This window comes from Corynebacterium sp. ES2794-CONJ1 (assembly GCF_025660615.1).
GTDB lineage: Bacteria > Actinomycetota > Actinomycetes > Mycobacteriales > Mycobacteriaceae > Corynebacterium.
The window spans coordinates 179,000-203,850 of sequence record NZ_JAOTIM010000004.1 but is presented as its reverse complement, the minus strand read 5'-3'; the positions used below and the strand labels follow the sequence as shown (position 1 = coordinate 203,850).

General features: G+C 52.9%; 20 protein-coding genes. 11 read left to right on the top strand and 9 right to left on the bottom strand.

Features of this window, described 5'->3' with window-relative positions; translation table 11 throughout:
- Positions 1-2: 2 nt before the first annotated feature.
- On the bottom strand, positions 3-665 hold the full coding sequence (locus tag N7326_RS06630; RefSeq protein WP_259078599.1) for an NYN domain-containing protein: 663 nt from the start codon (positions 663-665) through the stop codon (positions 3-5).
- 2 nt (positions 666-667) lie between these two features.
- Entirely contained in the window at positions 668-1,441 is a 774-nt protein-coding gene (gene trmB / locus N7326_RS06625; RefSeq protein WP_259078601.1) for a tRNA (guanosine(46)-N7)-methyltransferase TrmB, read from the bottom strand.
- Between the two features lie 788 nt (positions 1,442-2,229).
- Between trmB and N7326_RS06620 the strand changes: the two genes are divergently transcribed.
- Positions 2,230-4,068, top strand: a complete 1,839-nt coding sequence (locus N7326_RS06620; RefSeq protein ID WP_259078602.1) for a phosphoenolpyruvate carboxykinase (GTP) — start codon at positions 2,230-2,232, stop codon at positions 4,066-4,068.
- A 33-nt stretch (positions 4,069-4,101) separates the two neighbouring features.
- Here N7326_RS06620 and N7326_RS06615 read toward each other — a convergent pair whose 3' ends face one another.
- On the bottom strand, positions 4,102-4,890 hold the full coding sequence (locus tag N7326_RS06615) for a class I SAM-dependent methyltransferase (protein WP_259078604.1): 789 nt from the start codon (positions 4,888-4,890) through the stop codon (positions 4,102-4,104).
- 60 nt (positions 4,891-4,950) lie between these two features.
- Between N7326_RS06615 and N7326_RS06610 the strand changes: the two genes are divergently transcribed.
- Complete coding sequence (locus N7326_RS06610; protein WP_259078606.1) at positions 4,951-6,108, top strand: glycosyltransferase family 4 protein; 1,158 nt, start codon at positions 4,951-4,953, stop codon at positions 6,106-6,108.
- A 1,359-nt stretch (positions 6,109-7,467) separates the two neighbouring features.
- Here the strand turns inward: N7326_RS06610 and N7326_RS06605 are convergent.
- Complete coding sequence (locus N7326_RS06605) at positions 7,468-8,646, bottom strand: DUF3068 domain-containing protein (protein ID WP_263088329.1); 1,179 nt, start codon at positions 8,644-8,646, stop codon at positions 7,468-7,470.
- Positions 8,647-8,721: 75 nt separating this feature from the next.
- On the opposite strand from N7326_RS06605, the gene N7326_RS06600 reads away from it, so the two are divergent.
- The 5 genes from N7326_RS06600 (at position 8,722) to N7326_RS06580 (ending at position 13,801) form a co-directional block, all read left to right on the top strand.
- Positions 8,722-9,822 carry an acyltransferase family protein gene (locus N7326_RS06600; protein ID WP_263088328.1) on the top strand — a complete coding sequence of 367 codons (1,101 nt, stop codon included), beginning with the start codon at positions 8,722-8,724 and terminating at the stop codon, positions 9,820-9,822.
- A 298-nt stretch (positions 9,823-10,120) separates the two neighbouring features.
- Positions 10,121-11,254: a metal ABC transporter substrate-binding protein gene (locus tag N7326_RS06595; protein WP_259078610.1), complete on the top strand. Its 1,134-nt coding sequence runs from the start codon at positions 10,121-10,123 to the stop codon at positions 11,252-11,254.
- A 129-nt stretch (positions 11,255-11,383) separates the two neighbouring features.
- Positions 11,384-12,049, top strand: coding sequence for a metal ABC transporter ATP-binding protein (locus N7326_RS06590; RefSeq protein ID WP_263088327.1), 666 nt, complete (start codon positions 11,384-11,386; stop codon positions 12,047-12,049).
- On the top strand, positions 12,046-12,933 hold the full coding sequence (locus N7326_RS06585) for a metal ABC transporter permease (RefSeq protein WP_259078614.1): 888 nt from the start codon (positions 12,046-12,048) through the stop codon (positions 12,931-12,933). Before N7326_RS06590 ends, N7326_RS06585 begins: the two co-directional genes overlap by 4 nt.
- A complete protein-coding gene (locus N7326_RS06580; protein WP_259078615.1) occupies positions 12,926-13,801 on the top strand; it encodes a metal ABC transporter permease in 876 nt (291 codons plus the stop codon). The genes N7326_RS06585 and N7326_RS06580 overlap by 8 nt, the downstream gene beginning before the upstream one ends.
- On the opposite strand, the gene N7326_RS06575 is transcribed toward N7326_RS06580, so the two are convergent.
- Positions 13,734-16,928 (bottom strand): DUF3367 domain-containing protein, encoded by a 3,195-nt coding sequence (locus N7326_RS06575; protein ID WP_263088326.1) that lies wholly within the window; start codon positions 16,926-16,928, stop codon positions 13,734-13,736. The genes N7326_RS06580 and N7326_RS06575 overlap by 68 nt on opposite strands.
- An 11-nt stretch (positions 16,929-16,939) precedes the next feature.
- Positions 16,940-17,137, bottom strand: a complete 198-nt coding sequence (locus N7326_RS06570; protein ID WP_259078618.1) for a DUF2613 domain-containing protein — start codon at positions 17,135-17,137, stop codon at positions 16,940-16,942.
- 119 nt (positions 17,138-17,256) lie between these two features.
- Between N7326_RS06570 and N7326_RS06565 the strand changes: the two genes are divergently transcribed.
- From N7326_RS06565 to N7326_RS06555, 3 genes are all read left to right on the top strand, one after another.
- On the top strand, positions 17,257-18,378 hold the full coding sequence (locus tag N7326_RS06565) for a glycoside hydrolase family 3 N-terminal domain-containing protein (protein WP_259078619.1): 1,122 nt from the start codon (positions 17,257-17,259) through the stop codon (positions 18,376-18,378).
- A 53-nt stretch (positions 18,379-18,431) separates the two neighbouring features.
- Positions 18,432-20,120: a VanW family protein gene (locus N7326_RS06560; protein ID WP_259078620.1), complete on the top strand. Its 1,689-nt coding sequence runs from the start codon at positions 18,432-18,434 to the stop codon at positions 20,118-20,120.
- A gap of 191 nt (positions 20,121-20,311) precedes the next feature.
- On the top strand, positions 20,312-20,677 hold the full coding sequence (locus N7326_RS06555) for a hypothetical protein (protein ID WP_259078622.1): 366 nt from the start codon (positions 20,312-20,314) through the stop codon (positions 20,675-20,677).
- Between the two features lie 49 nt (positions 20,678-20,726).
- Here the strand turns inward: N7326_RS06555 and N7326_RS06550 are convergent, their stop codons facing one another.
- On the bottom strand, positions 20,727-21,320 hold the full coding sequence (locus N7326_RS06550; protein WP_259078631.1) for an arsenate-mycothiol transferase ArsC: 594 nt from the start codon (positions 21,318-21,320) through the stop codon (positions 20,727-20,729).
- Positions 21,321-21,622: 302 nt separating this feature from the next.
- Between N7326_RS06550 and dcd the strand changes: the two genes are divergently transcribed.
- Positions 21,623-22,186: a dCTP deaminase gene (gene dcd / locus N7326_RS06545; protein WP_259158454.1), complete on the top strand. Its 564-nt coding sequence runs from the start codon at positions 21,623-21,625 to the stop codon at positions 22,184-22,186.
- A 42-nt stretch (positions 22,187-22,228) separates the two neighbouring features.
- Here the strand turns inward: dcd and N7326_RS06540 are convergent, their stop codons facing one another.
- Positions 22,229-23,491 carry a YibE/F family protein gene (locus N7326_RS06540; RefSeq protein WP_259158453.1) on the bottom strand — a complete coding sequence of 421 codons (1,263 nt, stop codon included), beginning with the start codon at positions 23,489-23,491 and terminating at the stop codon, positions 22,229-22,231.
- A gap of 32 nt (positions 23,492-23,523) precedes the next feature.
- On the bottom strand, positions 23,524-24,795 hold the full coding sequence (locus N7326_RS06535; protein WP_310593318.1) for a pyridoxal phosphate-dependent aminotransferase: 1,272 nt from the start codon (positions 24,793-24,795) through the stop codon (positions 23,524-23,526).
- Between the last annotated feature and the right edge of the window lie 56 nt (positions 24,796-24,851).

The window sequence follows — 24,851 nt, the reverse complement described above, 5'->3', positions numbered from 1 at the left end:
TCCTAGCCTCGCCCTGTTAAAAGGCTGCTCAGTGGTCTAAATGGAGGCAGCCACGCACCGTGATCAGGCAGCGAATCCAAAGAAATTCGAGGCAAAGGTTCACGAAAGACGCCCGGGATTTCCTCAAGGTCAACGAAGTTAATATGCTCGCTTGCTACCGCCCACGAGGCATGTTCGTGAAAGCCGATGACGGTTATGACAACTCCATCGTTGGCGAGTTCTTCAAGCTGCGGGAGAAAATTTTGCCCGTCGGCGGACGCGACGATGACCCCTTTAAGAACGCCCTCTTTGTGGCGCTTTTCAATATGCTCGAGCATGTCGGGGTCCACATCGGTATCGTCGGTGAGTTTGGGTTTAGCAAAAACAGCGAAGCCGATATTGCGCAGTGCTTCCACCCAGGGCCGAACGGCATCGGAGCTACCAGTGGAGACATTGGTAAATACGGTGGCCTCGGCTTCGATTTTCACGCCAGTATGGTGGGCGAGTTCGCCTGCCTTGGCCAATAACCAGTGCCCGATGGCGTCAAAGCGGGGGCGGTGGTTGGGGCTGGGACGCCCACCTAGGATGGCGCCAAGCCCCATATCCATATTGGGTGCGTCCCAGACTAGAAGAAGGGTGTCGCCCGATGCAGGGGAGGCGCCGCCGAGAACGAAGGAATTATCCATGATTAACCTTTACGCCACAAGAATTCGGTGATGGTGTGATCTTTGTCGAGGCCTTTGCCTTCGAATTTGGTAATCACCTGTCGGTCGGTGAGCTGAGGGCATTCAGCCCATGGCCAAGGCTGGTAGATTAAGTGTGGTTCCACTGAGATAAGCTCGCTGATCCACTCAGTATAATCTGCGTGATCGGTGGCGATATGAAGCACTCCGCCAGGCTTTAAGCGTGAGGCGATGAGATTGAGGACCCCGGATTGCACGATGCGTCTTTTGTGGTGTCGCGCTTTGGGCCAGGGATCAGGGAAGAAGATTCGGACACCGTCGAGACTCTCGGGGTTAAACATACGGGCTAAAACCTCAACGCCGTCGCCGCGAATCATACGGATATTATTAATATCGTGACGCACAATAGCGCCCATGAGTTTGGCGAGTCCCGGTTTATATAGCTCGCAGGCAATAATATTGGTATCGGCCTCTAAAGGAGCCATGGCTGCAGTTGATGTGCCAGTGCCCGAACCAATCTCAAGGATGGTGGGGTGGTGAGAGCGGCCAAACCATGCGTCAATATCGATAATCTCATCGCTGAGAATGCGACCAAGGTGTGGCCACTTTTCTTCCCACATTTTTTCTTGATTCTCAGTCAGGGTGCCGCGACGGAAGCTGACGGTGCCGAGGCGGGGATAATCAAGATTATTATTAAATTCGGTATTGAAATCAGTTTGAAGTGGACGGCCTGAGGGAAGCTCGCCCACCCTATTTTCAGAGTGATCAGGAGTATTCATCGCCTCTATCTTGCCCTTGTATAGTGCTGAACTCAATATTGGGTGCGCGGAATTTAGCCCGCGCACCTGTTACTGGTGTGACTCAAATTGACAGTCAGTATAACCGATCCCTTCTTTGGCTAAGAGTTGGTCCTCAGGTGTCACCCCCGCAGGCTGCTCTTTAGAGGTATAGGAATAATCGCTTAGTTGAATGCGAGATCTCAGGCTTAAAGGCGATGCAGGCAATGACGGCGGATATAGGGGCGGGGGTGCGATCAGGGCTCTCCGGAGCTTGTGTCTTTTGGGTAAGGTGGTGTCTTATTTTCTGGTGGAGTGCTGCATATTCTTCCTCGAATTCTAGGCATGGAAGAGCTGCGAGAGGAATAACTTTTATGATTATTATCACCCCCGTTTCCTCAATTGGTCTCCTTAGATAACGTCAACCTGCTGCAGTTTCTTCCAATTGGTGAGAAGTGCGGGGGATTATGAGGGGGGAGTTTCATCAGGGGTAACAAAGGTTTTATTTGCCGAAAATGTTAGAATACCACCCTCTTAATCAGGTAAATTGGGGTTTAAGATTTTTATCACAGCAAGTGTGAGTCATTGCGTTAAGAGTATCTCTCTGTTTGGTTTCCCCAGTGTGTGGGTGTTTTAGTGGAGAGACTTAGCTCTAGTGTGCAAGCCTTTGTGATCTTAGTCTCTAGAATTTCGGTTAGTGATTTTCGATAATGGGGATATAGTGAAAATCGATAGCGATAAGCCTGAAAAAGCTACCGATGAGACATCGACCCACAACGTTAGGAGAGAAAATGTCACACGTAACCATTAGCGGGCTCAGCGGCGAGGCGCCCACCACAAACGAGAAATTGCTCGAGTGGATTGCGGCTCATGAGAAAATATTCCAGCCCGATCGCGTTGTCTTCGCCGACGGTTCCCAAGAGGAGTGGGATCGCATGAGCGAAGAACTGGTTGAGGCGGGAACCCTCATCCGTCTCAACGAGGATAAGCGCCCCAATTCCTTCCTCGCCCGCTCCAACCCTAGTGACGTCGCCCGCGTCGAATCCCGGACCTTCATCTGCTCCCCAACCGAGGATGGCGCTGGCCCTACTAATAACTGGTACGAGCCAGCGGCTATGAAAGAGCTCCTTACCGAGAAATTCACGGGCTCGATGAAGGGCCGCACCATGTACGTGGTTCCCTTCGCTATGGGTCCGCTCTCGGCGGACGAACCTAAAATTGGCGTACAGCTTACCGATTCCCCGTATGTGGTGATGTCCATGCGTATTATGACCCGCATGGGACAGGCCGCCCTCGACCGCTTAGGCAATAAAGATTTCGTGCGCTGTCTGCATTCCGTGGGCCATCCACTAGCTGCGGGAGAAGAAGACGTCGCGTGGCCGTGCAACGACGATAAATACATCACCCACTTCCCCGAAACTAAGGAAATCTGGTCCTACGGATCGGGTTATGGTGGAAACGCTATCCTCGCCAAGAAATGCTTCGCCTTGCGTATCGCTTCAGTTATGGCGGAGGAAGAAGGATGGATGGCTGAGCATATGCTCATCCTTAAGCTCACCAACCCCGAAGGCAAGCACTACAATGTGGCCGCCGCGTTCCCATCCGCCTGCGGTAAAACCAACCTTGCTATGATCACCCCCACTATTCCCGGCTGGAAGGCTGAGGTTGTGGGTGACGATATTGCCTGGCTCTATATCGCAGACGATGGCTACCTCCACGCCTTTAATCCTGAGAACGGATTCTTTGGTGTGGCCCCTGGTACCAATTACGATTCTAACCCCATGGCTATGAAGACCATGGAGCCGGGAAATTCCCTATTTACCAATGTCGCTTTGACCGATGACGGTGACGTTTGGTGGGAAGGCCTCACCGAGGAACTTCCAGCTCATCTGATCGATTGGCATGGCAATGACTGGACCCCGGACTCCGATACCAAGGCCGCCCACCCTAACTCACGGTATGCGGTCCCGATTTCGCAGTGCCCTATTGCTGCCCCAGAGGTGGATGATCCCCGAGGCGTACGCATCGATGCCATCCTCTTTGGCGGCCGCCGCCCAGATACCGTCCCTCTCGTCACCCAAACCTATTCGTGGAACCACGGAACCTTAATCGGTGCCCTACTCTCCTCAGGTCAAACGGCTGCCGCTGAGGGGCAGGTAGGCACCCTGCGCCACGACCCTATGGCCATGCTTCCATTTATTGGATACAACGCCGGAAAGTACCTCCAGCATTGGGTTGATATGGGAGTCAAAGGTGGCGATAAGATGCCAAAGATCTTCCTCGTCAACTGGTTCCGCAAGGGTGATGATGGACGCTTCCTGTGGCCTGGATTTGGCGACAATTCTCGCGTCCTCAAGTGGATCGTCGACCGCATTGAAGGCCGCGTAGGAGCCGAGGAAACCGTCGTGGGCTATACCGCACGCGCCGAAGATATCGACCTCACCGGCCTAGAAGGGTACTCCCCTGAGGACGTCGCCCAGGCCCTCACTGCTGACCCCGATAAGTGGGCTGCGGACTTCGCCGAGAATTCAAAATATATCGACTTCCTCGGTAAGAGTGTTCCCGATGAGGTGCATCAGGAATTAGCTAAGCTTGGTGAGCGAATCAAGACTGCGCAGCAGCGCTCGTAGTAGCGACAAACCACTCTCCTCAAAGCACTCCGGCTACAAGCTGGGGTGCTTTTTGCGCAGTATAATAACCAAATTACTCACTAAAAATTCCCGCACAAGAGGCACCCGCCAGATCCACCACGCCCACCAAGGATGATAGCGAGGGAAAAAGGCACAAATTTCTACCTGATGAAGATCCGCTAAGGCGTGTGCCCACTTTAACCCCTGGCTACACGAGACTGCGAAAAGAGACTGTCCAAAAAAATTCTTGGGCCTATGACCATGCTTTCTCTCATAATGCCAGCGGGCAAAACGACCACCCACGTAGTGCTGCCACAGACCCGTCTCATGACCGCCAAAGGGTCCTAGCCAAATGGTATAGCTGATAAATATGAGCCCCCCAGGTGTGGTCACACGCGCCATCTCAGCCATCATCGCCTGTGGATCAGGAATATGCTCAACCACATTCGAGGAATAGGTGATATCAAAGCTATCGGTGGCAAAAGGCAAGGACATACCGTCTCCGCGAACCATCATATGATGGGAAAGTCCCGCTGCTGATAATTCCCGCAGATCCGGCTCCAGACCCACATAATGAGCCCCCGCACGAAAGAATTCTTCCTCGAAGTACCCAGGACCGCCTCCGATATCAAGAATGCCCCGGCCGTGAAGATCCCAGTGGTTAATATCCTTGGCTAAAGCGGCGAGTTGTTGAGCACTATCTTTTGCCAAGAACTGGTAGAAAAAATCCCGATCACTACGCTCTTTTGTGACTGCTTTCAATAACTCCACGGAGCGGCTCAAGGTAGCGAGTCTGGCAAGCGTAGGCAAAAAGGTGGGCAAGCGCATCCTTTCAGGATCTCATGGATCTTGAAAAAATTGCTAGTGTTGAGCACGATTGCTATGAAAATAATTTTGCTGTGTTGGCGCGACACCACACACCCCCAAGGTGGTGGTAGTGAGCGATACCTTGAGCGAGTGGGCGAATATCTCGCCGCCCAAGGCCACGAGGTCATCTTCCATAGCGCCCGCTACCCGGGTTCCCCATCCAGCTCGCAGCGTCACGGCGTTCAGTATCTTCGCAGTGGTGGGAAATTTACCACCTATATATCCACCGCCTGTCAGCTTCTATGGGGAAAGTTACGCCACGCAGACGCGATTATTGATACCCAAAACGGCATTCCGTTTTTTGCCACGCTATTCTCTAGAGCCCCTGTAATCCTCCTGGTGCACCACTGCCACCGGTTGCAATGGCCCGTAGCAGGAAAGTTGATTGCGAAAATTGGGTGGTTGATTGAATCCCGCATAGCTCCTTGGGTATACGCCGACCACCCCGTCGTTACAGTCTCAGTACCCAGCAAGGAAGAATTGGAAGAGGTGGGCTATGCGCCGGAGAATATCACAATCATCCATAATGGGATCGATCCTCTTCCGCCATCGGTACCCGCGTTACCCCAGGACCAGCGTCCTCACCTTATTACTCTTTCCAGGCTCGTGCCGCATAAGCACATCGAAGATGCCATCGCAGTGATGTGCAAGCAGCCGACGGCCATCTTAGATATCGTGGGTTCTGGGTGGTGGGAGGATAATTTACGAGCCTATGCTCAGTCCCTCAACGTCTACGATCGGGTGGTTTTTCATGGCCACGTCAGCGAAGAACGCAAACACGCCCTCTTAGAGCGTGCCGATCTCCACCTGATGCCTTCGCGAAAGGAGGGCTGGGGGATCGCGGTCGTTGAAGCCGCCCAGCATGGCGTCCCTACGATTGGCTACTCGAGCTCTGGGGGGTTACGCGATTCCATTGACCACGGGAAAAGCGGAATGCTTGTCGATACTTCGGAACAGATGGCAACGATGGTCGGCGACTTATTGCGAGATCCTACCCAGATTGCCCGCCTCGGAGACTATGCCAGGCACAAAGTGCAAGGTTATTCCTGGGATGAGACGGGCCGTGCTTTTCTTGATCTGATTAACCGCCAGGTGGCCATAGACAGAGCCCCCACGCCACTCATGAGCCAGATAAGAAGAATGCTCAAGCCCAGTGTGAAGTCGCGGCGCTGAGATTCGAAAACCTCAATATGAGTGATGGGTAATGGGCTGAGAATGCCACCCTTTTTGATATGGCTAATGCCCATGCGATTAAGTTCATCCACCCGTCCAGTGCGATACGCATCCACCGCGTGCAAGAATTCTTCGCGCGGAGGATCCGCCACTTGTCCCTCGACTTTGAGCGCCCCAGAACTCAGCAGAGGCAGCACCTTATGTGCGGGATCGACTACCACTCTATCCCCGAGAGTGAGCAAGCCTGAGGAATCGAGATTGAGCACTGCGCCGCGGTATTCTTCTTGTGAAAATTCTTGGCCCAACTCCTCCCACTCCTTCGAGAGGGGGGTAGCTTTTAAGGCCTGCATACTCAACGAAGCATCCGGGACATTTGCAAGGGCGAGCAGCACCACCACAAGTGCTATCGACGGGCGCATTCGCGCCGCCGCCCATGCTAGTCCTGGGATGAGAAGGATGGCGAGCTTCTGTGAATCTCGCACTAGCGCTGCACCAGGAATTATCCCAAGAATAGTCGGATAAACCCACACCATAACAAAGACCAGGATCGCTCCTGCACTCAAGAGTTTTAGACGCCTGGGCATAAAAGCGGCCAGTAATACGAAAAGAATAAGGCCAGCGATTCCGAACCCCATGGTCCGCGAAACTGGTATCGCCTCGGAATTCCAGATCCCCCCCAAGCTCAAAAAACTTCCTAATGTGCCCAGACCTTTCTCAGCGCGACCCAAAAAGAGCGAGGTATCAGAGGCTATGGGAGGGTGCAGTAAGCTGGGGACGAGCCAGGGCAACGCACAGATGACCGAAAACGATGCGACGATTAGACGCTTAGCAGAGACAGTCCACGCCGTGATGGCTGCAAAAATGAGACCAGATGGCGTCAAACTACATAGCCACACCAAAAATAACTGGCTAGCGGGTCGTCGGCGCAGTACTACGATTGCCGGCAACAGCCAGGCCACGAAGGCCAATGACCAGTGCCCTTGGAGGAAGCGCTCGATAACAAAAGGATTCCATACGATAATCGTGATCGCAGCCATTCGCGGCAGCGTACGCATACTCATGTGATAGCCTGCCCATGCCCCTATGCTGGCGGCACCAACGAGCAGGACACGCACAACCCATGAAGCAGGCAGAAGGATCCCGATCAGAGCTAAAAAACCATCTTGCGGGACAGCTCTCGCCGGCTGGAAACCGAAGCCAACTGCATCGAGGTGCAGGATCGGATGGTCGAGTACCACCATATCCCGCCACAATAAGGATCCAGGGTGAATGAAAACTCCCACGATCGCCATGATCAAAAATCCCGCCCACATAATTGCTGGATCCAAACCCCACCGCTTGGGTATGCGAGCAGTCATATCAACTCTTTTCAGCGGTTCGGCACCTAGCGATTCTCAGACGGTGGCTCACGGAATATACGATCAAAACAAGGGCAAGTACCTTGATCATATAAGGAATAAGTTGGCCAAAGAAAAGCGTCCGAACCGTGGGGCGAGCGAGCTGCACCAGTGCCTGTTGGGTTGCCTCATCCCATTCAAATCGCGCCTTGAAAATTGTTCGATACTTATCGCCTGGGATCTCCTGAGGGTCCGACAATTGTGCAGCGCGCGCAGTGTCAGTCGCTTCACGAAGATTCTGGGCGAAGAAAACGTAAATATTATTGACCTCATTGAGGATGACACCGGTATGCGATTCGACAAAAACGCGTCGGTAGGCGGCGTAGTAAGGACGCAGCGGCACCGTACCCGCCGCCGCTGCCGCAGAACCGGGAGAGTAAAAGGCTGAGGCTTCAACATATAAGTCACGATTCGAGAGATCTGCCAGCGTGGCGCTGCCTGATGAATCTTTTTTATGAGCTCTTCCCTCTGGAGACAGATTTTCTAAGATAAGAGAGCTGCTGGTTAGGGCCGTTGCCGGTATTTCTTGTTGATACACCAGTACGTCGCCTGCGCTCGCACGTGGGTAATCGCCGCGGGATATCGTCTCCACATAATCCAAGGGGGCCTCTTTACCTGCCAATATATCGAAAAATCTATAGCTCACTCGTGCTGGCTTATAGGGAAAGAAATATTGCAGTCCGCCGCGGGCGAATTGGGAAGAATCGATGTGGAGATTGAAATAGGGCGCCGTCAACTCAACGGAAGAACGGGGACCAAGGACGGGAAAGGCTGTCTGTGCATCTAATTCGACATCATCACTTATATGAAAAAGCTCTACGTCCTCGTTGGTGCTTAGCCGCTGCTCGGAGTGCACGCTGATGGTATGATCGCCGCGGTGCTGCGGAGTCTGAGCAGCTGCACTACGCACTCGACGCTGGAGAGTCACGTCCTGGAAATCGAGACGACAGGGGTGAATATCTACGCAGGTTTTGGTGGGTTTGATGATCTCCGCCTTGGTGCTCTGGGAGATCATCTGCATATCCCATCCGGGCTGCAATGGGCGCAGAGTGAGAGCTAACACATCCGGAGTGAGATGAGCTGCGATAAAAAGCACCAGTCCGACAGTGATCATAACCCGGTTCCGAGTGGCTGCGATCATCGCTTACTCCTTCGATTCCTGCAGAGATTTTCGTACGTACTTTACTTCCCCGTGGCGCTCATAGACACTAAAGCTATGTCTGAAAACCCTCATATTCCGCGTTTTAAACCTGCCCTCGAAGGAGTGCGGGGGGTTGCGGCGCTAGGAGTCATGACTACTCATATCGCTTTCCAAACCGGTCTTGATCCGCGCAGTGTAGGGGGAGCTATCATTGCCCGTTTCGATTTCTTCGTGGCCGTTTTCTTCACGCTTTCGGCTTTTGTATTGTGGCGACAGCATCGTTACCAGGGTTATTATATGCGCCGGTTCGCCCGTATCGTACCAGCATATTGGATTATGGTATTGCTAGCGTGGGCACTTTTATCTGACAGCTTTGCAATGAGTAAATCACTTATTATTGCACATTTAAGTTTTACACAGCTCTACATTCCGCAGGGTCTTATCGGCGGATTGACTCATCTGTGGAGTTTGGTCGTCGAGATAGCCTTTTATCTACTCGTTCCGCCGTTATATTGTGTGCTGAAACGTTTCCCTCCCTGGGGGCGCATCTTAGTTATCGTGGCCTTGGCAGCTATCAGTTTGGGATGGGCTTGGCTGCCGTGGGTTATAGCTAGCCCGGCGCCTGGAATCGCCAACCGGCAGATCTACCCACCCGCTTTCTTTTTATGGTTTGCACTCGGAATCATAGCCGCCGAACTAGAACCGCGATGTGCAGGATCGCCTTTGGCTCGAGCATGGTTTAGGGCGCGCGTCCCGTGTGTTGTTGGCGCACTCATTATTGCCTATATCGCGGGCCAGGAGTGGGTAGGGCCTCTAGGGCTTACTCATCCCGGTCCTGGAGAATTTACGGTTCGAATTCTCCTTGGGGGAGTATTCAGTATCTTTATTATAGGCCCATATATATGGGCGGAGGGGAGGTCGATTTATACCACCGCACCCGTCACGTACCTTGGCCGGATTAGCTATTCTTTTTTTCTTGTCCATCTCCCCGTCCTTTCCGTGGTCATTACAATGACCCAGACACCTCTTTTTTCTGGACATTTTCTTACTATTTGGGGGTGGACCTTTTTCGGGTCGCTCGCACTTGCCTATGCGGGGTATGAGCTGGTGGAAAAACCTGCGCAGCGGTGGATTTTAGGATTGTTTTCTCGTCTGAAAGATCAACCTATATCGTGATTAAGCTCTGGTTTTTCTGCGTGGTGAGTTGTGCTAGATCTGCTTGAAGTTGTAACTTAGGTGTGCTTAACTTTATATTCATGGAAACGGTTATCCTCTAGCCTTCTGCACCTGGCATCTCCAGCAGGTATATAGATGGACCCAAAATCACGTAAGTCCAGGTGGACGATCGTTTCCGAGAAGAATATAGCAACCTAAGTGAGGTTGCCAGCACAACTGACCACAACCTCCCCTGGAACACACTCGTATTATCGATGTTACTGGGGAGTACAAGCTAGAAGATTGTCGAGCTTTAGAGATGAGAATTTCTCGTTCCGTATTATCTTGCTGCGCACTCGCAGGATCTGCCGCCCTCGTTCTTGCCGGCTGCAGCTCCACCGATGCAGGCATGGAGACTACTACCGATAACGCCAAGATGGACAGCGCTCAGGTGGTCCACGCGGTAGCAACCACAACTCAGATTTGTGATTACCTGACCCATATCGCCGCCACTGGTATGACCTTGGAGAAGACAGATGCTCAAGGTCAGGAGACCACCTCTGGTTCCGGCGATGTTACTCTTGACCTCACCTGCTTACTAGCTCCTAATGCCTCCGCTCACGAGCACGAGATGACCCCGAAGCAGATGAAGGCACTGGGCAATGCTGACCTTTTCTTTGTCAACGGCGTAGATCTTGAGCACTTCCTCGATTCTGCTATTAGCTCCTCGGGCTTCAAAGGCACCATGGCTGTGACCTCTGGTGTGAGCGATGAAAAAGGTGAGGGTTTCGATGTTGACCTCGGCGTAGAAAAAGTAGAGGTTCGCGAGTGGCCATTCATAGAACCAGGCGAAACCCCAGAGTTCACCCACGATCCTCATATCTGGACCGATCCGAAACGGGCTGCCATTCAGGTGACCAATATCGGTTCAGTGCTCACTAAAGCTGACCCTGCCGCCGCTGACGTATTCAAAGACGCAGTGGATACCTACAAGGCTAAGCTGGATGAACTCGATCAGTGGGTTCAGGATTCAATCAACTCGGTGCCTCAAGAGAACCGCACGCTGTTTACCTCCCATGACGCCTTTGGTTATTTTTCTGAGTCCTATGGCGTGAAATTTGTCGGCGCCGCTCTCAGCGACTTCAACCACCAGCAGGATGCTACCGCTGATCATATCCAGCAGGCTGCTGAAGAAGTGAAGGCCTCTGGCGCTCGCGCTCTCTTTGCCGAAAATTCCAATAACTCGAAGTCGATCGAGGCAATCGCGCGGGTCGCCGGCGTTAAGGCTATTACCGACGAAGACGCCCTCTACGGCGACTCGTTGGGCCCCGTAGGTTCCGCTGGTGAAACCTATATCGGTTCCATTATCCACAATGTGACCACCCTGGTTGAAGCATGGGATGGCACCGTAGCCCCATTGCCAGCATCGTTGCAAGAGTTCGCCAAGAACTAAACGCTTTCTAGGCGCATTATATCTGTACCCCACAGCCCCTCTAAGAGAACTAGAAAAGGTGGCTGTGGGGTCTTGAACTTTCAACAGAAAAAATTTCATCGACACCCTCGCCCCCATCAAAGGAATACTGTGACTACTCCACGCACCCCCGTAATCACAATGGATAAAGTGTCCTGCGGTTATGGGCCAGAAACCGTCTTAGCCAATGTGAATTTCCGTCTAGCCCATGGTGATGCCTTGGGTCTGATCGGGCCTAATGGTTCCGGCAAATCCACCCTCCTTAAAGGCATTATCGGTCTCTGCCGGGTGCAAGGCGAGATCGAATACGATGGCACTGTGGGTTATGTCCCCCAGTACCAAGATGTCGATTTATCCTTCCCCGTCACCGCTAAGCAGGTTGTGCAGATGGGACTCTATGCATCCACCCCATGGTGGAGAAGAGTATCGGCACAGAAAGTCGAATATGCACTCGATGTCGTTGGGTTATCTGATAGAGCGAATACCCGCTTCGGCGATCTCTCCGGTGGTCAGAGGCAACGCGTACTCATCGCACGTGCACTGGTGACCGAACCAAGTCTTGTCCTTCTCGACGAACCCTTTAATGGTCTCGATGTGGAATCGAGACGTGTCTTAGTGGAAACCATTAGGCGCTTAAAGGCCAGCGGTACTGCCATTATCATCTCCACACATGACTATGATCTTGCAGATCAGGTGTGCGAACGCTGTGCTGAGGTCGGTGGCGGCCAAGTCAATATCAGAGATACTCACGATGTCCTTGGTGGTCGGGCTCTATGATTACCACAGAGCAACTCATCGATATTTTCACCGTCCCCTACCTTTATCGCGCTCTAATTGTGCTCGTCATACTGGGAATTATTGGTGGTATCGTCGGTGTTTTAGTCAACCTGCGGGCGGTTGAATTCTCGGTGGAGGCTCTGGTGCACTCCATTTTTCCCGGAATGGTAGCAGGCCTTGCTATTGGCGGCATTGAAGGCATTATTCCAGGCGCTGCGCTGGTAGCGGCTTTAGCGGCTTTTATGCTCACTCTCACCACGAAAAGACAAGCTCCGGAGGCAGGTACCGCAGTGGTGTTGACCAGCTTCTATGGGATCGGCGTAGTGATGAGTTTGGCGATAGGCGATTACTCCGGTCAGCTCGATAGCCTTATGTTCGGTCGCCTGCTCGATATCACCCCTACTCGGATGAACCAAGCTTTGGTTTGTGCCATTATCGCTCTTACTTTAGTTCTCATCACCTGGCGCCAGCAGGTACTTGTGGCTTTTGATCGCACCTTCGCGGAGGCAAATAAGCACAAAACGTCCCTGATTGATGCCTGCTTAAATGCAGCCATAGCCGCCTGCGTGGTGGCTGCTTCCTCGGCGGTGGGAGTGCTGTTGGTAATCGGATATCTCGTCATCCCGGGTTCTGCCGCTCGACTCTTATGCCGCACCCCGAGGTCAATGGTGGTAGTAGCAATGGCCTCCGGCATTATCGCTGCCTTTATCGGTGTCATTGTGATGAATCTGAACCTTTCTCGTCAGGTATCACCCCAGGCCGCTGTATCCCTTTCATTGATCGTGGTTTTCGTGCTGGCTTTAGTGGTAGCCGCTCTTCGAAGCAGGCTTAGCCCAGGGACGAAACGTACCTTCCACAGTCGCGGGAGTTTAGCTGATGCTTGATATCCTTTTCCTTCCTATCATCGAGGTCATCGTCGTGGGCGGACTGATGGGCGCCGTTGGTGCGCTTGCAGTATTAGGAAAGCGCGTATTCTTCTCTGAGTCCCTATCTCATGGCACGTTCCCCGGAGCCGTTCTTGGCGTGGTGGTGGGCCAGTTTATCGGTGGCGATCTCAGTCTCTGGCTCTTCGCAGGGGCGGCGCTATGCTGTATCCCTCTGGCTTTACTGATGCGCTATCTGGCAGGTTTGGAGGGCATTTCCGCGACGGCGGCTGCGGGTATTGTTCTGACACTCGGCTATTCCCTTGGCATTTTTCTGCTGAGATGGTTCCAACCATTGCCGCTGAAAGTTGAGAGTTTCTTAACTGGTTCTTTGGTGTCGGTCAACCATATGGATGTGTATTCTGCCATCGGAGTAGCGGTGGTAGCCACGATAGTTCTCGTCACTTTCGGGCGGAACCTATCGCTCTATTATTTCGACCCCGTCGCTTTTAAGATTTCCCATGCGCGTGCCGGACGTTCGCTGGTCCCTTTTATCGCGGAGCTGCTGACTCTGTCGCTTTTATGTGCCTCAATGGTGGTTGCTATCCCGGCGGTGGGTTCGATTCTCTCCATAGCACTTCTTGTAGCCCCTGCTGCCGCACTGAAAGATTTCACCCGAACTTTCTTCGGTCTGATTATTGCCGGCACCGTGGCGGGTATCGCTATTGGGTTAACTGGTCTAGGTGTGGCGGTCTATTTGAATTATTCAACCGGTGGCACTGTGGCGGTTACGGCGGGATGTTTCTATCTACTGTCGCGACTTATCCTGAGCGCACAACAGTATCTGGTTCCGGCTTCGGCCCGAAGACCAACAGCAGCAATAAGGTAGCGCTTAGTACGGTGACTGCAAGGTTATCGCCGGCATAGTTCGGTGCTGGCCAGGGAGCACGAGCGTACCAAAGAGCCAGGACAACTCCGGTGCCCATCATGAGGGCGCCACGGCTAAAGTAGCTGTAGCGACTGATAAAACTAACCACTACTGCCAGGGGTGCAACCCACCACCCAGCGGCCAGCATGAGCCCAATTAGGGTGATAGCAGTGATCACACCATGCGCTAGGAGAGAGTCCGGGCCTAAGGGATACAAACGGGGGCGAGCACGTGCACTCAGCAGAGCAATAAGCGCAGTAAAGAGAGACATCAGCGCGCCGAGGAGGAGGCCGCTGCGATAACCCGACTCCCCGGCGAAGCGGAGACGAAATTCCCCACCATTGTTAGCAGGGAGAACAAAGCCTTGCATTCCGGCGTTAATGACCATCGGACTTAGTTGCTGGTTTCCAAGGGTGGCTTCAAGGCCTGATTGATAGGCTCGCGAGACGAGGAGAACACGATCATATTCAGTCGGTTTGATCGTAGCCCCAGCTATGGCATCTGTAGGGTGAGAATCTTCTAGTGGCACCAAAGGGGCGCCCTGTAGCTGGGCCCCCACCTTTTCTAGCCGCACCATATGTGCAAAACTTTCCATGAAGTGGACGCCTGGACTAAGGGTAAGCCGATCCCCACACCGGTAGCGCTGCTGATCAATGAGTACCGAGTTTTCACATGGTTGGGCCACAACCTCGACCTCCACAACCTCCGGTACCTCAAAAGAGCGTTCCAGTACGGCTGTGGGATAGAAATAGCGCTGGAAAATCCATGCTTGAACCCCTCGAGGTGCTGCGGGCACTCGAATACTGGATGTTATGGGATGGTTGATATATCCAAAATCGGCTACCCCTACTGGCACTAGAGAACGGCCTAGTTCAAGCCGCACCCCGTGGGAGGATCCTCCGGGTAGACGCAGCTGGTAATCTTTACCAGTTTGAAGCTCCTTAGTGATATGTGCGTCCCCATTGTGCACAGTTACCGTGGTTGTAACAGCCTGATGGGTGCGGGCGCTGAGCCGCACTGAGATAACTGGATCAGGTACTTCCGCATCAGGGCGCAATTCAATCCATTCGCCTGCAGATGCTCCGGCTCGTGGGTACCAAGCACTCACCGTTCTCGAGTCGATGGCAGCCGTTGCCGCTTGATCAAGACGAGGAGCGGGAAAATTAGTGGCATCGGATGCCGCAGAAGAACTGGTTACAACCCCGCCTGAGAAGACCAGAGTACTTGCGGGAGCTGATGAGGGATAGTCGATGACACGGTGGGTGATATCAGCGTGATCAGATCGCGGTGCATCTGCGCGTAGCGCCGCGGAACTGTGTCCGAGGGAGCCGTAGTTGCGGGCTACCTTTATTGGGGTATCACTGATAATAGTGGATTGATTGAAGGTAGATTCAGTGGCTAGTTGGTAGGCTCCAGCACCCATGAGGGCGAGGCCTTCACCGCCAGCGGAAACTATAGGTAGCTGATCGAGTCGAGCCGTAAGGAGCTGTAAATCTGGTTCGATTAGGGCTATCTCTACCTCGCCGAAGCGCTGGGTAGGTCCATAGAAATCGAGAACCGAATCAGCTCCATGGGAGCTGTTCACATCGTGGCGCACGAGCACCGCACCGATTCCGTGACGGCGCAAATTATCCAGTGTCGGAACTACCGTCATACCGTCTAAGCCACGAATAGCCTCGGAGTTGATCAGGGGAATAGCATCGCGTACCGCAAAGGGAATATCGGTGAGAAATTGGATGGGTTCATCCCTTGTCCACCCCCATTCCTGCCGAGCGAAAGCACGGGCGGGAAGAACCAAAGTGCGGGTATGGGCAGCATGGGTTTCTAGATACTCGGCGGCCTGATACCAATAAGAGGGGATCTTCTCGAAAGCGCCCTTGGGCATCAAACCCCCCGACAGCGCGGGAAGAAAGGAAGCTACGGCCAGCGTGGATATTAAGACCTGGGCCGGAATTTCCTTCGGGTGGGAGGAGAACCGTGTTCCTAAGTGGGCGATGCCCACCATAAGCGGAAGCCTTAAGAGAGCATCGAATTTCGAAATATTGCGAAGGGCCACAAAAGGCCCAGAATCGAGGAGGGTTGGAATATGCCCCGCTCCGCCAAAAATAATGAGGCCGACGCCGAGCACGAGCAGCCAGAAGGAACGATGGGAATAGGACGCTAGTCCCCATAAACCCATGGTAGCCACCGCTAGGGTAAGGACGACCGCAGTCGGGGAGGAGACTAGGAGGAAACCGGCACTGCGTTCACTATCAACGAAGGGCACCCAGCTCGTAGTCCCTCTAAGAATCTCAGCAAGATTGAGCCAGCGCGTAGTGATAGCCGTATTTTCGATGAAATCCACGAAGGGGGCGCTGAAGCGAGAGAAAAAACCCAGCGGAATAATCCACCAGCTATTTATACCCAGGACCCCCACTCCCCACCAGAGAAAGTGCTTGAGAGTTCTACTGCGGTAAGAACAGCAGCTCAGTTCATAGATGAAGTACAGCGCCGCAGGTAGAACGGCTGCCCAAGAGGCTGTGGCATTAATACCCCCTAAGAAACCTGCAGCAATAACCGATAACGCTATTGATCGCTGGGTGCCCATTATGGGCAGAAGGATCCAGGGGGTGAGCATAATGGGCCACACTTCAGAGGAAATGGTGGTCAGATTGCTCAGAGTTCGGGGTGCTAAAACAAATGTGAAGCTGGCTACGATCTGGATATAAAAGGTACCGATGTCCAGCTTTTTTAGTAATAGGATAGATCCTAAATAGCCCGTAAAGAGAACAATGAGCCACCAGCTACGCTCTACGATGACGAGAGGGATATTCAAAACGGAACCAAGAAGAAAAAATGCTCCGTGTGGAAAAAAATATCCGTAGGCCTGATTTTGTAATTGCCCGAAAGTGAAGCGGTCAGTATAGAGATTGAATGCTTGGCTGAGAAACTGTCCTGGGTTGATCAGGAGGTCCATCTTAGTGTCGGCGCTGATAAGACCTGGCGGTTGCAGTGAAACAATGAGCAAACACGTGACGAAGCCAATGAGCGCCGCACGCTGAGTACTACCGTTGGCGCTGGCCACCTTCATTAAGTTTCGCGCCTGCATGATATGCGCAGCTAGTTGCGCGATCCGTATTCCGGATCGCCGAGAATAGCATCTGAGGCCGATAACCCGTTATCGAGCTGAGCAGGGCTATCATCGATAGCAGTATTACTTCCGACGATAGCTGCGACACCGAGAGCAATGCCCACAGCAGCGCTGGCAATAGCCGGCCCTAGGGTACGCCATCGCAGAGAATCGGAAGAAAAAGCCATAATGACCAAGATACCAGCCACCGCTTGACTCCGTCATCTTGCCCACCACATCACTCGATGAAGACGGCTAAACTAGCAACAGGACTCAACAGGGAAATAATCAAAGGTCGTGATCAACGGTGTCAAAGAAGCTCGCAACGCTCCTTGGCACGCTCACCGTATTCGCACACAGCTGCACGATCAATACAGATAATCGCCACGAAGTTGAAGCGCCGGTGACCACGTCGTCCCCCATGCCTACTCTTCTACTACCTCAACAAGAACTTCCGCCGGAGGACCCGGCATTAGTGCGCGCCCTCGTCGGGCAACTTATGATGGTTGGCGTCAATGATTTCGATGACGCCCTTTTCGCCTTGCGTCAGGGTGTGGGTGGGATTTTCATTCGATCTGATAGCAACCCCGAATTACTCATCACCCCAGGCCGTGACCTAGCTACTCTGCGACGGTTGATCGGGCGCCCCTTCGCTGTTGGAATTGATTTCGAAGGCGGTAGGGTTCTCAGACATCGGGAAATATTGGGTGACTTCCCGTCCCCGCGGGATATGGCAGATACGTTGAGCCCCGATCAAGTACGCGGCCTCGCTTTCGAGATGGGCACTATTCTTAATCAGCACGGTATTACGGTCAACTTCGCCCCCGTCATTGATGTAGATGGTGACGGACTGGCGGTCGTGGGCGATCGGGCCTTTAGCCATGATCCGCTCCGATCGTCTCTCTATGCCACGGCCTTTGCTCTGGGAATGCGCGATGCTGGGGTGATCCCCGTATTTAAGCATTTCCCAGGTCATGGACGAGCTACTGGAGATTCCCACCATGAGACAGTGCGCACCCCGCCGCTCGATGAGCTGATGACCAGGGATCTGCTGCCTTATGGCGCCATCGCCGACATTCCTGATGCCGCAGTGATGGTCGGACATATGGTGGTGCCAGGTCTGGGGGAGCTGCCTGCAAGCCTGAGCCCTCAAGCATACGAGTTACTGCGTCGAGGTCATTATCCAGGGGGCAGCCCATTTAGCGGGATTATTTTCACCGATGACCTCTCGGGGATGCGGGCAATCAGTGATCAGCTCTCGATACCCGAGGCGGTGGGCCTGGCGCTCAGTGCGGGGGCGGACCAGGCACTGTGGATTAGTACCGCTGAATTGCCCGCGGTTATCGATCAGGTCACCGCTGATTATGGTACGGAAAATATAGCTGAACTGCGTACGCGCGCCGAGCGAGTGGCTGCTTTACAACGTTAACGGGGGTACTGATCCTGTTGGTCTAGATCAACAGCACCGGTAGATTAATAGCGGTGGGCACAAAGACAAAGAAGAAGTCTCGAAGAGCAACCATTATCGCTGGCATCCTCATCGGGCTGCTGGCCATTGTTGCTGCCGTCATTGGGGCTGATTTTGCACTCAACCGCGGCACTATCGCACCTGGAACCGCAATTGGTGGCGTAGATGTCGGTGGCCTCAACAGGGCTGAGGCGCAAGCTAAATTAGAGCTGGAATTGGGGGAGAAGTTTTCCGCACCCGTCACCATTAAGGCGGGGGAAATCACAGCGACCATTGAGCCTTTGCGCGCCGGGTTGGGTATCGATTGGGATCAAACCCTCTTAGCGGTTGAGAATCAACCTTTTAATCCGATTCGTCGCTTCATGGGACACTGGCGTACCTATGAGGTTCCCGTAGTCTCGAGCGTAGATGAGAGTCTGCTCAATCCTGAGCTCGACCGCCTCGTCGCAGAGTTAAACCGGGAGCCTATTAACGGAGCTATTCGCCTCGAGGGGGGAACGGTTATCGTCGATCCGCGCCCCGAAAATGGTCAAGTTGTGCAGCGAGAATGGCTCGCCACCAGTATCCCAGCTGAATGGTTGAGTCCCCAGGGGGTCAGCGTGGATGCGAGCATTGTCAATCCCGAATACGGTGTGGATAAGGTCCAGCGCGTTGTCGATGGTATTGCCGCCGAGTCAGTCTCCGCACCAATTATTGTCCACGGCCGCGACGGTATCGACGGGCGTATCGAGCCAGCTCGCATGGGTGAAGTCGTCACCTTCGTAGCTAAAAATTCTACCTTCATTCCAGAGGTCAACCCAGAGTTAGCTCGCGAAATCCTATCTGAAGGCCTAGCACAAACGGAAGTTCCTAAAAGAAATGCTCGCATAGATTTCTCCAATGGCTCTAAGGTTGTTACCCCCCATGCTGATGGAGTCATGATCGATTGGGAAGAGACACTCAAGGAACTCCCCCAGCGCATTACGGGAACAAGCCCGAAAGAATTTGATGCTATCTATCGTGATAACCCCGCGACCTTCACGACCGAGATGGCTCAGGTTGCCACCTTTGACCAACAGGTCTCTAGCTTTACAACGTCCGGTTATTCGGGCCCATCGGGGGTCAATATCAAGCGGGTGGCAGAGATGGTTTCCGGTGCCATCGTGGCCCCAGGTGAAATATTTAGCCTAAACGGTTATACCGGGCCCCGCGGAAGAGCTCAAGGCTATGTAGAATCTGGCGTTATTTTGAATGGCCGAGCAGATACTGCGGTTGGCGGCGGAATTTCTCAGTTCGCTACTACGTTGTACAACGCTTCCTATTTTGCTGGAATGCAAGACATCACCCACACTCCGCATAGCTATTATATTTCGCGCTACCCCGCAGGTCGCGAAGCAACGGTCTATGAGGGTCTCATTGATCTGCAGTTTAAAAATACCTCTTCCCATCCCGTTCGCATTGTCACTGCCTTCGGAGACGGAGCTATTACGGTGAGCTTTATGGGCGTAAAAACTGTTGAGGTGGAATCTGTTAATGGCGGACGGTGGGCCTATACCCAGCCCCAGGTGATGAATGTATCAGGAAGTAATTGCTCACCTTCTGGCGGTGCTCCTGGTTTTACTACGAGTGATACCCGAATCATTAGGGATTTGGCGGGTAACGAGCTTAGTCGCGAAAAACAAGTCACAATATACGATCCATCGCCGATCGTTCGATGTCGCTAGAACTGCCCTCATTTGGGGGCGGATACATTTGTTGAATATAAAGCGGTTAAAATGTGAAAATGCTATTATTTCTCGGTGGAGCCTGAGGTGGAAGGTGAGTAGCGTTAGTTCGCCTTTATCTCACCGCTCGCATTATGCTTGTATCAGCTTAATTTATCCGTTTGTTGTCTCACACTTATAAGGTGGAAATAATGAAGAAGACTGTTTCTCTTCTCGCTTCCTTGGCAGTAGCCTCCTCTCTCGTCGTTGCTACCCCTGCCTACGCGCAGTCCGGTTCAGATGCTCCTGCAGCTCCTGCGGCTCCAGCGGCTCCAGCGGCTCCTGCAGATCCTGCTCAAAAAGAGCTCGAGCCAGCTCAGATCGGTGCCATCACGGGTACTGTTCTCGGTGCTGTTTTCGGTACCGCTGCTCTCGTGGCTTATCTTGGCTCCGTTGTGAAGGCTGTCATGGCTAAGCTGATGCCAGCTCCTGCTCCAGCACCAGCTCCTGCTCCAGCGCCTGATATGCACCACGGCAAGGGCATCATGAAGAAGGGTATGCCTAAGGTTCACGCCTAAAGCGAATAAAAAAATCCTCTTACTCTCAATCGGGAGTAAGAGGATTTTTTTATGCTGCCATAAATTCGGGAATGAGTTTACCGTGAGGGCGTGGCTCGATGCCGCATTCCTCAAGGAGATTCCGCACATTGGCTTCGATTTGATCGCACATTTGGTGACAAGCCTTCGGGCTGCTCACATCCTTGTTCACTACCCAGTGATGGGAGCCTGTAACCGCTTCTTCGTCGAAGGATACAATTGTTTCTATGTGATCGACGGTATGGGGGTTGAAGGTCTTGGGCTTCAAATCTACTGTGGGAATTCCGCGCTCTTGAAGCACCTCGATAACCATTGGCTCCACCATAAACTGTGGGTCCGTTCCTACAGAGCGGACGAAAACATTTTCCCCGCCGAGATAGCGGGTATAGGCGGAAGCGATTTGAGTCCGAGCTGCATTATCTGCGGAGACAAACAGAATACTGTGTGTCGTGCCAGTAGGTTGCGTAGCAGAGTGGCTTCGACTCAAATAGACACTGAGATCTTCCTGAGGCTCGCTCTCGGGGCTCACGGGACGAGGAGGTTGTTCTTCCCCGCCGAGGAAATTGGAAAAAATTTCTCCCCAGCGGTTTGAGAGCTTCGTTGATGTGAGATTCATAAAAGACATATCGCTGAGGCTCCTTTTCTTTTCTTCTTTTTAAATGGTCACTTCACAAGGATTGCTCCACTAGTGATGATCTGTACTACTCTACCCAGAAAAATCGTTGGTGCAACCCAATTATTGATCTTATCCCGTGGGTGAATTCCACTAACGGCCATAAATATGCACGCTGACGTTTATTTATAAGAAAATTAACAAAGGAGAAAATATTAGGGAAAAGTGTTTTGCGGGGCTTGTCTAGGGGAACACCTGCGAGATGGAGCGGGCTTGTCATTGCAATCGAGAATGAAGCTATTAGACTAAGAGACGTGCTTTATTCCGACAAAGATATTCGAGCTGCCCTCGACGCTCACGAGCTCATTATTGAGCCCTTCGATCCCGAACTTATTCAGCCCTCGAGTATCGACGTGCGTATGGATCGGTATTTCCGAGTGTTTAATAACTCGAAGTACACCCATATCGACCCAAAATTACAGCAAGATGACCTCACCAGCTTGGTGGAAGTCGAAGAGGGTGAACCCTTCGTCCTGCACCCAGGAGAATTTGTCCTTGGCTCGACATTAGAGAGGTTCACACTTCCCTCCCATATTGCCGGCCGTCTCGAAGGCAAATCCTCGCTCGGACGCCTCGGTTTGCTGACCCACTCTACGGCGGGCTTCATTGATCCAGGTTTTTCCGGCTATATCACCTTGGAGTTGTCTAATGTGGCTAATCTACCGATTATCTTGTGGCCTGGAATGAAGGTTGGGCAGCTAGCGTTGTTCAAGCTCACTACACCAGCAGAAATTCCCTATGGGTCTGGGGCTCTGGGATCAAAATACCAGGGCCAGCGAGGGCCTACCCCGTCCAAGGCCTATCTCAACTTCCGTTAAAAGCCCAATGAAAAAGCCCCCGTATCAAGGGGGCTTCGGTATTTAGTGGCTGTGTCCAACCTGTCGAACTGCATGGCTTCCGCGCGTAGAATCAGGCACCGTATACGCTGCTAAAAGCGTGGTGAGAGGAACTGAAAGGGTCAGCGCAAAAGCACCTATTCCAGAACGTAGTAATTCGGTAGCGACAAGATCAGAGCTAAGAATTTGACCTAAGGGCCTATCCGAGACGCTCAGCAAGAGCATCATGGGTAAGGTCGCGCCGGTATATGTGAGAACAAGTGTGTACACCATGGAGGAAATATGGTCGCGGCCGACCCGCATCGCCGAAACAAAGAGGCGCCAGGGTTTAGCCTCAGGATCGAGCTCAGCAAGCTCGTTGATGGTGGATGCTTGAGCCACGGCAACGTCGTTGAGTACGCCCAAGGAACCAATAATAAAGCCGCACAGCATCAGCCCCACGACGTTGACATCCGGTAGATACAACAGGATATAAAGGTTGCCCTCTTCACCGAGCCCACGGATCTGATTGTGTTCTATTGCCACAGTGGCGAGCCACGCTGCCACCGCTAGTGCGACCATGGTGCCCCCCAAGGCCGCTGCGGATTTCCAGTTCAAGCCATGAACCAAGATCACCACGATAGGCAGAATAACCGAGCCGCTTAATACAGCAATCGCTAGTGGGTTTTCACCTAGCAGCAGTGCTGGAATGGTAAATTTTGCAATAAAAATGAGGGTCAGTCCAAGACCGATGAGAGCACGAATGCCCCGCATTAAGGCTAGGGCCACGATGGCGCCTGCGATGGCGAGAGCCCACAGAATCAGTTCGAAACTGCGATTGATATCACCAAAGGCGTAGGCCAAATCCCCATTCGTATCCTTGGTCTCGGTGAGTCGGATTTTTTGGCCCACGCTGAGGGTGGGATCGCTGGCCTCCCCAGAGTTGATGATCAGGGTGCGTTGACCAGAATTTTCGCCACTGGTGATATCGACGAGATACCATTGGCAATCACTCGTGCTGCCGGGTACCACTCGGGGAGATGTAGTAAAGATGCGTCCCGCTTCGGGGCTGGAGCAGGAACCTCGTTGCTCGTGGGAGACGGTGCCATCCACTTGGGCAGTGCCTACCGAAAAGGTCTGGTAAAAGCTGGGGGAGACCTGAGGGGTTTTGCCCCCGGGCCATAAATATCCCACTCCTGCTATCGCTAGTGCTGCCCAAATGAGTAGCGATATTAATACTGCTGCTCGCCATGGGGCGAGCGGGGATCGACCCCGAGGAGCAGTAGTGTGCGTGGCGTGCCGACCCACCAGCCTAACCTCCTGGAAAAATTCTGCGGATTTTACTGCTTGTAGCTGGCGAGGAAATTACCCAAGCGCTCGATGGCAACCGATAATTCGCTCGCCCACGGGAGTGTCACGACCCTAAAGTGATCGGGTCGAGGCCAGTTGAAGCCGGTGCCGTGGACGAGCAGAATTTTTTCGGAGCGCAGCAAATCCAACATAAGCTGCGCATCATCGTGAATATCATAATAATCTAAATCAAGCTTCGGGAAGGCATAGAGCGCCCCCATGGGTTTGACGCAGGACACACCAGGGATCTGGTTGAGCTTGTCAAAGGTGATATTGCGCTGTTCGAGTAGCCGCCCGCCACTACCAGTGAGCTGATAGATGGACTGACGACCACCCAAAGCTACTTGAATGGCGTGCTGCGCTGGCACGTTGGGGCACAATCTGGTGCCAGCGAGAAGGTCAATGCCTTCAATAAAACCAGAAGCATTATGTCGTGGACCTGTGATGACCATCCATCCAGCCCGGTAGCCGGCAACGCGGTATGCCTTCGACAGGCCATTAAACGTAATGCACAAAAGATCAGGGCAGAGAGTGGCAATAGAAATATGCTCGGCATCATCGTAGAGAATTCTGTCATAGATCTCATCCGCTAAAATAAGGAGATCGTATTCGCGGGCAATATCAACGATCTGTTGCAGAACCTCGCGAGAATACACCGCGCCTGTGGGATTATTGGGGTTAATGATCACAATGGCTTTGGTTTGCGGGGTGATCTTTTCCCGAATATCAGCAATCGAGGGATTCCAGTTATCCTCCTCATCGCAGAGATAGTGCACCGGCTTACCGCCTGCGAGGGAGGTCGCCGCGGTCCACAGGGGGTAATCTGGCGCAGGAATAAGCACCTCGTCACCATTGCTAAGGAGCGCTTGAGCCGTCATGGTGATGAGCTCGGAGACACCATTGCCAAGATAGACATCATCGACATCAAAATATGGGAAGTCGGGAATTAGCTCATAGCGAGTGACAATTGCGCGGCGGGCTGAGATGATGCCCTTCGAGGTGGAATACCCCTGAGCAGTGGGCAAGGAAGCGATCATATCGCGAATGATCACATCCGGTGCTTCGAATCCGAAAACTGCTGGATTACCTGTATTCAGTTTCAGAATGCGGTGTCCGTCGGCTTCTAAGCGTTCGGCTTCTTTAGCGACTGGCCCACGAATTTCGTAGAGCACATTCTTCATCTTGTCGGCCTGATCGAAGATGCGGCGTGGTCGCCTCGTGCGTGATTTTTCGGGAGCTGGTTGCGAATCCTTTGCCTTCATAGCTTCTTATTGTGCCACCGATGGCACCCAGGTGTGAATAAACCTGTGTGTTACTT